The following is a 10,002-nucleotide window of genomic DNA, read 5'->3' on the forward strand; positions in this document are numbered from 1 at the left end:
CCTCGCCTACGCGCCGCGCTCGATGCCGAGCCGCGCCCACACCTCGGACAGGTCGAACGGGGCGTCGGCAGGAAGGTGCGTGGCCGCCCACTCGAGCACCGGCACGACGGCGGTGCGCAGCGCCTCCATCTCGGCGTCCGCACGCCCGACGGCGTCGACGACGGCGGCAGGGCGGCCGTGGGACGTCAGCACCACGCGGTGGCGGCCCGCCTCGCGGGCGAGCCACGACACACCACGGCTGGAGGCGACGGCCATGGGGACAGAGACGCTCTCACCGCTCATGGACGCCAGTCTGGCAGGCGTCGCGTACGGCCGCACTGTTCGCCCAGAGGAAACGGACGCTCCCTCCGGATTAACCTCCGCACGCTCTGTGTTGTGACGGGCAAGACCGACAGGAAGGACCTCCCATGAGCGTCTGGACGCCCGACCTTCCGCTCCCCCGCTGGCTCGCCTTCGCGGAGCCGGCCCGCACCTGGATCCAGCTGCGCCGCGACCTCGCGGCCCTCACCGCCGAGCTCGACCGCGACCTGGCCGACGGCCCGGTGTCGCCATGCCCGGCCGCGTGACCTGCGCCGCCGGCTGAAGGTTCACCCCGCTCGACGCGGCCCGCGACGTATCGCGTGCCTCGTCCGGTCCCTCTCCTGCTCCCGTGCGCCTGATCGGCGCGCCTGAGGCCGGCTCGCCCGGCGGAGAGGACGACCATCTCCATGACCATCCCGAGAGGACGACCATCCCCATGACCACCCTGACCACCGCCGAGGCCCGCGACTCCCTGGCCTCGGCGGGCACCGTCCACCTTCCCGGCGACCCTGGGTACGACGCCGCCCGCCTCCCGTGGAACGTGACCGTCGACCAGCGGCCCGCCGCGGTGGCCGAGCCCGCCGACGCAGCCGAGGTCGCCGCCGTCGTGCGCGCCGCCCGCGCCGCCGGGCTGCGGGTCGCCCCGCAGAGCACCGGCCACAACGCCGGGCCGCTCGCCGCTCACGGCCTCGGCGACGTCGTCCTGCTGCGCACGCACCGGATGCGCGGCGTCGAGATCGACCCCGAGCGCCGCGTCGCGCGCGTGCTCGGCGGGTCCCTCGCCATCGACGTCGTCGAGGCGGCCGCCGCACACGGGCTCGCCGTGCTGCACGGATCCTCGCCCGACGTCGGGTTCGCGGGCCTCGCGGTCGGCGGCGGCACGTTCCTGTACGGGCGCAAGCTCGGTCTGGCCAGCAACAGCGTCATCGCCGTCGAGCTCGTCACCGCCGACGGCGAGCTGGTCCGCGCGAGCGCCACCGAGAACGCCGACCTCTTCTGGGCCGTGCGCGGCGGCGGCGGCAGCTTCGGGGTCGTGACCGCCCTCGAGGTGCGCCTGTTCCCGCTGCCCGACGTGCAGGCGGGGCTCATGCTCTGGGACGCCTCGCGCGCCCGCGACGTGCTGCGCGCCTGGGCCCGCTGGGCGCCTGACGCGCCCGAGGAGATCACCACCACCCTGCGGCTCCTGCGCGTGCCGCCGCTGCCGGAGCTGCCCGAGTTCCTGCGTGGCCGCCACGCCCTCGTGATCGACGGGGCCGTCCTCGGCACCGATGAACGCGCGGCGGAGATCCTCGCGCCCCTGCGCGCGCTCGAGCCCGAGCTCGACACGTTCGCCCGCGTGCCGGCCACCGCCGTCGCGCGACTGCACATGGACCCCGAGGGCCCGACGCCGGCGGTTTCCGCCTCGACCACGATCGACGTGCTGCCCGACGCCGCCGTCGACTCCCTGCTCGCGGCGTCCGACCGGGCGCCCGGGCTGATGGTGATCGAGCTGCGGCAGCTCGGCGGCGCGATGGGCCGCACCGCCGAGGGCTCCGGGGCGCTGGGCGAGCTGCCCGGGCAGTTCCTCGCCTACGCGGTCGCCGTTGCGCCGACGCCCGAGGACGCGCCACGCGGGCACGAGGAGGCCACTGCCGTCATGACCGCGCTGGCGCCATGGGCGACCGGGCGGCAGTACCTCAGCTTCACGGAGACCGCCGTCGACCCCAGCACCGGGTACGACCCGGACGCCTGGGCGCGGCTCCAGGCGATCCGGGCGACCGTGGACCCGGACCGGGTGTTCGCCGCGAACCACCCTGTGGCGTGAGGCCCGTCGACTGAGTCAGCCCCGCGAGGCCTCCTCGCGGCGGGCCCGCCGGGCCGCGGCGGCCTGGCGCTCGGCCTCGTCGAGCTGGGTGTCGACGTCGGCGAGCTCGGCGCGCGCGTCCTTCTCCGCCCGCCGCGCGTCCTCGGACGCGCGGCGGGCGTCGTCGCGCTCGGCGGTGACACGGGCGACCTCTGCCTCGAGACGCTCGAGCTCCGACTCGTGCCGCTCGGCCGCCTTGCGCGCGGCGCGGGCACGGGCGTCGACGTCGTCACGGAGGGCCTCGAGCCGGTCGACCTCGGCCGCGGCGGCCTCGACATCACGCTCGGCGCCGGCGAGGCCGGCGTCCGCGGGCGCGGGGTGCTCGAGCTTCGCCTCGGGCAGCGGCTCGGGCTTGGCCTCGGGCTCGGGCTTCGACTCGGGCTCGTCGGCCCGCTCGACGGCGGCCGCAGCCGGCGTCGGCGCCGCGTTCGCGTCGGTGCGCAGCGTGGCGACGTCGGCCTCCTCGCCGCCCTCATCGACGATGCCGAACCCGACGTGCTGCAAGGCTTGCTCGAGCCGCCCCGCGCGCACGACGGCCGCGGCGTCGGGGTCCATGACGGCGGCGGTCAGCGTCTGGCCGAGACGGTCGAGCACGTCGACCGAGACCGGCCTGCCGCCGAGCTCGCCGGCCGCCCGCAGCGGCGCCACGAGCGCGTCCGTCCGCTCGCGCCGCAGGTGGTCCAGCGCTTTGATGCGTCCCCGGTCCCGGTCGGCGGTCGCGGCGCGCAGCTCGTCGCCCAGGGCCGCGAGCGCCGCGACCTCGTCGGCGTGCTCGCGTGCGACCTGGTTGACGGCCCAGGCCGCGACCGTCGGCCGCCGCAGCCGCTTGACGCGAGCCGACCCGACCCGGTCGCCGCTCGCGGCGACCTCCTTGGCGAGGGCGTCCCGGGCCACGACGAACTCCTCGAGCGGCCCGGCGTAGAGCGCGTCGAGCCGGGCGTCGACGTCGAGCGCGGCCACGCGCCCCAGCCTGGCACGGCGCGCGGGGACCCGCGTCCGCGACCCGGCGGGGCCGCCGGTGACCCGGTCAGGGCTGGCGCGGCCGCGACGACGTCGCGATGACGGCCCGGTCCAGTGCCCACGCCCCGGCGAGCGCGACGCCGAGCCACGGGTGCCCGTGCCACCACAGCATGCCGCCGACGCCGCCGAAGAGGAGCGCCTCGATGAGGACGCGCACCGGCTCGGCGGGCCGGTGCGGCGCGCGCGGCGACAGCCAGGCGCCCCACATGATCCCGACGACGACCGGGGCGATCGCGGCCGCGGGCCATCGCCACCAGTGCTCCCCGCACGCGGTCCACACGCTCCACGCAACGCCCGCGAGGAGCGCTAGCTCGAGCACGAACCGCACCAGGAGCGCGACCCCGCGCCACCCGGAGCTCGTGACGTCGAGGCCGGACGGCAGGTCCGGGTCAGGCTGCCCCATCGCAGTCATGGCGCGACCGTATCGCCTCAGGGCCCTTCCGGTCTCTCTCCCGCCCGAGCCAGGATCCGCGCGAGGCGGCCGAGGGCCCCGCGCAGCTCGTCGCCGTCGAGCACCTCGAGCGGGAGCCCCAGGAGAGCGAGCCAGCGGGCCAGCACGTCCGGGTCGTCGGCGCCGACGTCGAGCACGCAGGCGTCCTGGCCCGCGGGCTCAGGGGCGAACGGCACCGGCATGCGCCGCGCGACGACGTCTGCGGGCGCGTGCACCAGGACGCGCGCGCGGTAGGCCCAGGCCGCCGCACCGACGGCGCGCCGCACGCGGTCGACCGGATCCTCGGGCAGCTCGCGCGGCGTGAAGCGCGCGCCCGTCGGCGGCCGCGGCTGCATGCGGTCGACCCGGAACACCCGCCAGTCGGCGCGATCGAGGTCCCACGCCATCAGGTACCACCGGGCGCCCCAGCTGACCAGTCGGTACGGCTCGACGTGCCGCGTCGCCTCCGTTCCGTCCCGCCGCACGTAGCCGAACCGGAGGCGCTCGTTGGCGCGGACGGCCGCGGCGGCGGCGCCCAGCATCGCGGGGTCGACCGGCGACGGCGGTGGATCACCGAAACCGCCCGGCGGCACGGACGCCGTCGCCTGGCGCACCGCCTCGACCCGGTGCCGCAGCGCGGACGGCAGCACCTGCTCGAGCTTGGCGAGTGCTCGCAGCGACGGCTCCTCGAGCCCCGGCGCACCCCCGCCGACGCCGGCACGCAGGCCGGCGGCGACCGCGACGGCCTCGTCGCCGTCGAGCACGAGCGGCGGCAGCTCCGCACCCGCGCCGAGCCGGTAGCCGCCCGTGACCCCCGGCCGCGACTCGACCGGGTAGCCGAGCTGGCGCAGGCGATCGACGTCGGCGCGGACGGTGCGCGTGCTGACGCCGCAGCGCCGGGCGAGCTCGGCCGCCGTCCAGTCCCGGCGGACCTGGAGGAGCGTCAACACCTCCAGCAGGCGCGCGGACGTCGTGAGCACTCCTCGATCTTGGTCTCGAATGCGGAAGGAAACCAGCCGCAATTGCTTCCTACCGTCGAGGAATGGACAACACGAGCACCGAACTCCAGCCCTTCGAGATCCACGTCCCGCAGGCAGACCTCGACGACCTGCACGACCGCCTCGCGCGCACGCGCTGGCCCTACGAGGTCCCCGGCTCGGGCGGGCGCACCGACTTCACGCGCGGCATCCCGCTCGCCTACCTGCGCGAGCTCGCCGAGGACTGGCGCGACCGGTTCGACTGGCGTGCCCAGGAGCGGGCCCTCAACGCGCTCGGCCACGTGGTGACCGAGATCGACGGGCAGCGTCTGCACGCCGTCCACCACCCGTCGTCGTCGCCCGACGCGCTGCCGCTGCTGCTGTGCCACGGCTGGCCCGGGGACCCGGTCGAGTTCGCCGACCTCGTAGGACCGCTCGCGGAGTCGTTCCACGTCGTCGTGCCGTCGCTGCCGGGCTTCGGCTTCTCGACGCCGCTCTCGGGCACGGGGTGGGAGGTCGCGCGGACCGCCGACGCCTACGCCGAGCTCATGACGCGGCTCGGGTACGAGCGGTTCGGCGTGCACGGCAGCGACATCGGCGCCGGCGTCGCCGGGCGACTGGCGGCGAAGTACCCCGACCGCGTCGTCGGCGTCCACGTCGCGAGCGACGGCGCCGCGCTCGCCATGGTCGGCGCGACGCTGCCCGTGCCCGAGGGCCTCACCGACGCCGAGCTGGCCCAGCTCGAGGCCATCAAGGACGAGCAGCATGAACGGGCCGGCTACTACGAGCTGCAGAACACCAAGCCGGACACGATCGGGCCCGCGCTCGTCGACTCGCCGGTCGGGCAGCTCGGGTGGGTCGCCGAGAAGTTCCACGGCTGGACGCACCCCAGCAAGGAGCTGCCCGACGACGCCGTCGGTCGCGACCGCCTGCTCACGCTGGCGAGCATCTACTGGTTCACCCGGGCGGGGCACTCGTCGGCGCGGTTCTACTACGAGGCGGCGCACGCCCAGCTCGACTGGCTCATGGCCGCGCAGGTGCCGACCGGGTGGGCGGTGTTCGACACGCGGCCCCTCGCGCGCAGGGTGTTCGACCCGCGGGGCGCCGTGCAGCACTGGTCGGAGTTCGCGGAGGGCGGGCACTTCCCCGCGATGGAGGAGCCGGGGCTGCTGCTCGCCGACCTGCGCGACTTCTTCGAGACCGTCCGCTGAGACCGTCCGCTGAGCGCGGGCGGTTTGCTCACCCTCATCGTCCGACCCGCCGTGTACCTTCTTCCCGGACCAACCGGGCAGAGCGGGACACAAGGGACGTCGCTGGTCAGCGCGGACGTCCCGGGCGAAAGGGGCGGGGCAGGCATGATGGGTGGGCATCACGCGGCGTCGGGCGCCGCGGCCTGGGTCGCGGTCACGGCGACGACCCCGATCGCGTTCGGCTGGTACCCGGTGTCGGACGTCGGGATCATCACCGGCGCACTCGTGTGCGCCGGCGCCGCCCTCCTCCCGGACGCCGACCACCACTCCGGCACCATCGCGCACTCGCTGCCACCCGTGTCCCAGGGCGTCGCGCGCGCGATCGCCGCCGTCTCCGGCGGGCACCGCGGCGGCACGCACTCGCTGCTGGGCGTCGCCGTCTTCACCGCGATCGCCTGGGTCGCCGGCATGGTGACCCTGAGCACCGAGGCGTTCGGCGACGTGCTGATCGGCCCCGGCATCGTCGCGGTGCTGCTCATCGCGTTCGCGCTGAAGGCGCTCAAGCTGACCCGCGATGGCCGCGCCTGGCCGTGGCTGGCCTCGCTCACGCTTGCCGGGCTCGTCGCGGTGTCCGCGCCCGAGGAGTGGTACTGGATGCCGTTCTGTGTCGGGCTGGGCTGCCTCGTGCACCTGTTGGGTGACCTGCTCACCACCAACGGCATCCCCTTGCTCTGGCCGATCCGGTTCCGCTCCCCGCGCTGGGTGCGCCGCTACCGCGCCCTGCCCTTCGACGACGTGTGGCGCGCCGGCGGCAACGTCTCCGTCCCCCTGCTCGGCGACGCCGGGTCGTGGCGCGAGTGGCTCGTCATGACGCCCGTGAGCGTGTACGCCGCCGTCGGGGTGGCCTGGGCCGGGCTCGACCTCGCGGGCGTCGACACGCTCGGCGCGTGGGACGCCGCGGCGTCGTGGGTCACGACGACGGCGGGCGCGCTGGTCGGCGCCTGACCCGCGGTTGCCGGGGGGACCAGGCGCTGGCACGGTGAACCCGATGACCGCCGACGCCGAAGTCCGGCCCACCGCCCGCTGGCGGTGGGCGCTCGCGGGCGCCGTCGTGGCCGGAGTCGCCGTCGCGGCCGGGCTGGCCGCCTACGCCGAGGCCCACCCCGGGCACGAGGCGCAGCTCTTCACGCTCTGGTTCGGCACGATGATCCGGGCGAAGGTCGTCCTGGCCACCGCGGCCGCGGTGCTCCTGCTCGTGCAGCTCGGTTCCGCGCTCGCCCTCTACGGGAAGCTGCCCGGGGTGCGTTCCGCGCCCGGCTGGGTGGGGTGGCTGCACCGGTGGAGCGGCGTGGCTGCGTTCGGGCTCACCCTGCCGGTGGCGTTCGCGTGCGTGTGGTCGCTCGGGTTCGAGGACAGCTCCCCGCGTGTGGTGCTGCACGGAGTCGCCGGGTGCCTCTTCTTCGGGGTGTTCACCGTGAAGATGCTCGCGCTGCGGGTGCGCCGGCTGCCGGCGTGGGCGCTGCCGCTGCTCGGCGGACTCGTGGTGACGCTGCTCGCGGTCGCGTGGTCCACCTCCGCGCTCTGGTACCTGATGGGGATCGGCCTATGAGCGGCGAGGAGCCGGAGGAGGGTGTCGACAGGCGAGCGGTGCTCGTCGGGATCGGCGTCGCGCTCGTGTCGGGCGTGACGGGGTACGGGCTGTTCATCGCCCTCGGGCCGTCGGGCGGGGACGACGACGGGGGCGGCGGGTCGCACGGAGGCGAGGGCTGATGCACCGCACCTGGTGGCAGCGCCTGCCCACCTACGTCCTCATCGCGCTCGCCGCGGCGACCGTGGGCGCGATGCTCGCGGGGTTGCGCTGATATTCGCTCGACGCGCGGCGCGAGGAGTGCCAGCATCGGCGCGTCAGGACGTCCGCGTGCCGCTGCACGCCGCTGAAGGGAGGCAAGCCATGACCGTCGTCGTCCCCACCTGCCTCCCGCACCCCCAGCGCTGAGCCGCTGACGCCTCCGGGAGGCAGGGCCGCACCGCAGCAGCCCCGCAGCTTCCCTCCCGAGGAGACTCACCCATGTCCGTCCTGGACACCTTTGACCTGCCCGCTCCCGGCACCCGCTGGTCCACCTGGACCGCCGTCGCCAAGGGCCAGCGTGGCCCAGAGCCCTACCCCTCCTGGATCGTCACCGCCGCCGCCGCGCTCGACACCGAGCTCGGCATCCTCAAGACGGGCAAGGAGGCCGACGTCCACCTCGTCGAGCGCGCCGTGCCCGGCGACCCCACCCGCTGGAGCCTGCTCGCCGCCAAGCGCTACCGCGGCCGCGAGCACCGCCAGTTCGACCGCGACGACTCGTACACCGAGGGTCGCAAGCTGCGCCGCACACGCGACCAGCGCGCGGCCGACGACCGCAAGTCCAGCTACGGTCGCGCTGTGCGCGCCGGCCACTGGGCCAGCATCGAGTTCGACGCGCTCTGCACGCTGTGGGAGGCGGGCGCGCCCGTCCCCTACCCCGTGCAGGTCGACGACACCGAGATCCTCATGGAGTTCGTCGGCATGCAGGGCGACGACGGCGCGTGGGTCGCGGCGCCGCGGCTCGCGCAGGTGCGGCCCGCGCCCGACGTCGTCGCCGGCTACCGCGAGCAGCTGCGCGACGCCATGGGCGTGTTCGCGCGGCTCGGCTGGGCGCACGGCGACCTGTCGCCGTACAACGTCCTGGCCGACGGCGAGCGCCTCGTGATCATCGACGTGCCGCAGGTGGTGGACCTCGCGGCGAGCCCTTTCGCCGTCGAGTTCCTGCACCGCGACTGCGTCAACATGTGCACCTGGTTCACCGCACGCGGGCTGGAGACCGACCCGGACGAGCTGTTCGCCGACGTCTACGCCCAGGCGTGGTGATGCCGCCCCACCTACCCTGGACCGCATGGGCGCGACGACGGCGTACGACCGCGACGACCTGCTGGCCTTCTTCGTGGACTACGGCCTGGCGCTCGGCACCGGCGACCTCGAGCGCGTCGTCGAGCGGTTCGCGTTCCCCGCCCTCATGGTCGGCCCCGAGCGCTCGATGCCCGTGCCCGACGCCGGCACCATGCTTGGGGCGTTGCGGCCACGGCTGGACGCTTACCGCGCCAGTGACGTCGTCGCAGCGGTGCCGCAGGTCGAGGAGGCCGACGGCGCGGGCGACACGCTGGTGTGGGTCCAGGTGCGCTGGAGCTACCGCGACGAGAACGCCGGTGAGAAGGCGGCCGAGCGGGTGCGGTACCTCCTGCGACGGGTGCACGACGGGTTCGAGATCTGCGTGCTGGTGCCGCTGCCCGTGTAGGGCGCGGCTCCCTCGTCGAGCTCAGAAGTAGGCGAGGTGGGAGAACGGAAGGCGCGACCGCCACGCCGGCCAGGGCCCACCGTGGCCGCGCGGGAGGAAACTCCCATAGCCGGGCATTCCGCTGCAAGGGCGGACCGTGAACCACTCCGGCTCCACCGCCACGAGCGGTCCCGCCGCGCGGTAGGTTGCCCGCGTGACACGGCGCGCGCAGGGGGCCAGGGTGGAGAGCTCGCTGAGCATCGCGGTGGCGCAGCCGAGGTGCACCGCGCACGACGTCGCTGCCAATGCCGCGACGCACGCGCAGGCCGTCCGGGCGTCGGGCGCCCGGCTCGTGGTGTTCCCCGAGATGTCGCTGACGGGCTACGAGCTGGACGCCGCGCCCGTCCGGCCCGACGACGAGCGGCTGGCCCCGATCGTCGCCGCGTGCGCCGAGACGGGCGCCGTCGCGCTGGTCGGCGCGCCGGTGGCCGGCCCGGCTGGCCCGCACATCGGCACCCTGGCCGTCGACGGCGACGGCGCCCGCCTGGCCTACGCGAAGGTCAACCTGCACGGCGACGAGGCCCGGTTCTTCGTGCCGGGCGAACCCGCCGTGATCACCGTGGACGGGTGGCGGCTGGGCCTCGCGATCTGCCGCGACACCGGCAGCCCGGAGCACGCCGCGAAGACGGCCGCCTTCGGCATCGACGGGTACGTCGCCGGCGTGGTCCACGCGGACGACGAAGCCGAGCAGATCGGCGAGCGCGCCCGCCGGGTCGCCGCCGACCACGGCGTCTGGGTCGCCACCGCGGCCTTCGCCGGCCCGACGGGTGCCGGCTTCGACCGTACCTCCGGGCGCTCGGGCATCTGGTCCGCCGACGGGGACCTGGTCGCCGAGGCGGGCACCGCACCGGACGAGGTCGCGCGGGCGGTCTTCACCCGCTGACGTCGG

13 protein-coding genes are annotated in these 10,002 nt (G+C 75.4%); 9 read left to right on the forward strand and 4 right to left on the reverse strand.

The features are described from left to right. Nucleotides 1–6 precede the first annotated feature (6 nt). A complete protein-coding gene (locus ACO4JP_RS11795) occupies nt 7–282 on the reverse strand; it encodes a hypothetical protein (RefSeq protein ID WP_425953896.1) in 276 nt (91 codons plus the stop codon). Between the two features lie 125 nt (nt 283–407). Here ACO4JP_RS11795 and ACO4JP_RS11800 point away from each other — a divergent pair, with 125 nt between their 5' ends. Continuing rightward, nucleotides 408–566, forward strand: a complete 159-nt coding sequence (locus tag ACO4JP_RS11800) for a hypothetical protein (RefSeq protein WP_425953897.1) — start codon at nt 408–410, stop codon at nt 564–566. A gap of 170 nt (nt 567–736) precedes the next feature. Next, nucleotides 737–2,104, forward strand: coding sequence for an FAD-binding oxidoreductase (locus tag ACO4JP_RS11805; RefSeq protein WP_425953899.1), 1,368 nt, complete (start codon nt 737–739; stop codon nt 2,102–2,104). Nucleotides 2,105–2,119: 15 nt separating this feature from the next. Here ACO4JP_RS11805 and ACO4JP_RS11810 read toward each other — a convergent pair whose 3' ends face one another. The 3 genes from ACO4JP_RS11810 to ACO4JP_RS11820 all read right to left on the reverse strand — a co-directional run bounded on the left by ACO4JP_RS11810 (nt 2,120) and on the right by ACO4JP_RS11820 (nt 4,573). Continuing rightward, nucleotides 2,120–3,103: a hypothetical protein gene (locus ACO4JP_RS11810; RefSeq protein ID WP_425953901.1), complete on the reverse strand. Its 984-nt coding sequence runs from the start codon at nt 3,101–3,103 to the stop codon at nt 2,120–2,122. A gap of 67 nt (nt 3,104–3,170) precedes the next feature. Then, on the reverse strand, nt 3,171–3,575 hold the full coding sequence (locus tag ACO4JP_RS11815) for a YrdB family protein (protein WP_425953902.1): 405 nt from the start codon (nt 3,573–3,575) through the stop codon (nt 3,171–3,173). Between the two features lie 17 nt (nt 3,576–3,592). Next, nucleotides 3,593–4,573 (reverse strand): helix-turn-helix transcriptional regulator, encoded by a 981-nt coding sequence (locus ACO4JP_RS11820; protein ID WP_425953904.1) that lies wholly within the window; start codon nt 4,571–4,573, stop codon nt 3,593–3,595. Nucleotides 4,574–4,635: 62 nt separating this feature from the next. On the opposite strand from ACO4JP_RS11820, the gene ACO4JP_RS11825 reads away from it, so the two are divergent. The 7 genes from ACO4JP_RS11825 to ACO4JP_RS11855 all read left to right on the forward strand — a co-directional run bounded on the left by ACO4JP_RS11825 (nt 4,636) and on the right by ACO4JP_RS11855 (nt 9,996). Then, the gene (locus ACO4JP_RS11825) at nt 4,636–5,781 is read left to right on the forward strand and encodes an epoxide hydrolase family protein (protein WP_425953905.1); all 1,146 of its coding nucleotides are present in this window, start codon (nt 4,636–4,638) and stop codon (nt 5,779–5,781) included. Nucleotides 5,782–5,925: 144 nt separating this feature from the next. After that, on the forward strand, nt 5,926–6,765 hold the full coding sequence (locus tag ACO4JP_RS11830; protein ID WP_425953907.1) for a metal-dependent hydrolase: 840 nt from the start codon (nt 5,926–5,928) through the stop codon (nt 6,763–6,765). 43 nt (nt 6,766–6,808) lie between these two features. Then, nucleotides 6,809–7,369: a DUF6529 family protein gene (locus ACO4JP_RS11835; RefSeq protein ID WP_425953909.1), complete on the forward strand. Its 561-nt coding sequence runs from the start codon at nt 6,809–6,811 to the stop codon at nt 7,367–7,369. Then, complete coding sequence (locus ACO4JP_RS11840) at nt 7,366–7,530, forward strand: hypothetical protein (RefSeq protein ID WP_425953910.1); 165 nt, start codon at nt 7,366–7,368, stop codon at nt 7,528–7,530. Before ACO4JP_RS11835 ends, ACO4JP_RS11840 begins: the two co-directional genes overlap by 4 nt. Before the next feature lie 298 nt (nt 7,531–7,828). Beyond that, nucleotides 7,829–8,650 (forward strand): serine protein kinase RIO, encoded by an 822-nt coding sequence (locus tag ACO4JP_RS11845; protein WP_425953912.1) that lies wholly within the window; start codon nt 7,829–7,831, stop codon nt 8,648–8,650. A 25-nt stretch (nt 8,651–8,675) separates the two neighbouring features. Further along, on the forward strand, nt 8,676–9,074 hold the full coding sequence (locus ACO4JP_RS11850) for a hypothetical protein (protein WP_425957146.1): 399 nt from the start codon (nt 8,676–8,678) through the stop codon (nt 9,072–9,074). Between the two features lie 220 nt (nt 9,075–9,294). Beyond that, the gene (locus ACO4JP_RS11855) at nt 9,295–9,996 is read left to right on the forward strand and encodes a carbon-nitrogen hydrolase family protein (protein ID WP_425953914.1); all 702 of its coding nucleotides are present in this window, start codon (nt 9,295–9,297) and stop codon (nt 9,994–9,996) included. Nucleotides 9,997–10,002 lie beyond the last annotated feature (6 nt).

It is taken from the genome of Xylanimonas sp. McL0601 (assembly GCF_049852175.1).
Taxonomy (GTDB): Bacteria; Actinomycetota; Actinomycetes; order Actinomycetales; family Cellulomonadaceae; genus Xylanimonas.

Excerpts from the sequence above, each read along its gene's own strand:
- ACO4JP_RS11795 (WP_425953896.1), bottom strand. The coding sequence starts at position 282 with ATGAGCGGTGAGAGCGTCTCTGTCCCCATGGCCGTCGCCTCCAGCCGT.
- ACO4JP_RS11800 (WP_425953897.1), top strand. The coding sequence starts at position 408 with ATGAGCGTCTGGACGCCCGACCTTCCGCTCCCCCGCTGGCTCGCCTTC.
- ACO4JP_RS11805 (WP_425953899.1), top strand. The coding sequence starts at position 737 with ATGACCACCCTGACCACCGCCGAGGCCCGCGACTCCCTGGCCTCGGCG.
- ACO4JP_RS11815 (WP_425953902.1), bottom strand. The coding sequence starts at position 3,575 with ATGACTGCGATGGGGCAGCCTGACCCGGACCTGCCGTCCGGCCTCGAC.
- ACO4JP_RS11825 (WP_425953905.1), top strand. The coding sequence starts at position 4,636 with ATGGACAACACGAGCACCGAACTCCAGCCCTTCGAGATCCACGTCCCG.
- ACO4JP_RS11830 (WP_425953907.1), top strand. The coding sequence starts at position 5,926 with ATGATGGGTGGGCATCACGCGGCGTCGGGCGCCGCGGCCTGGGTCGCG.
- ACO4JP_RS11835 (WP_425953909.1), top strand. The coding sequence starts at position 6,809 with ATGACCGCCGACGCCGAAGTCCGGCCCACCGCCCGCTGGCGGTGGGCG.
- ACO4JP_RS11840 (WP_425953910.1), top strand. The coding sequence starts at position 7,366 with ATGAGCGGCGAGGAGCCGGAGGAGGGTGTCGACAGGCGAGCGGTGCTC.
- ACO4JP_RS11845 (WP_425953912.1), top strand. The coding sequence starts at position 7,829 with ATGTCCGTCCTGGACACCTTTGACCTGCCCGCTCCCGGCACCCGCTGG.
- ACO4JP_RS11850 (WP_425957146.1), top strand. The coding sequence starts at position 8,676 with ATGGGCGCGACGACGGCGTACGACCGCGACGACCTGCTGGCCTTCTTC.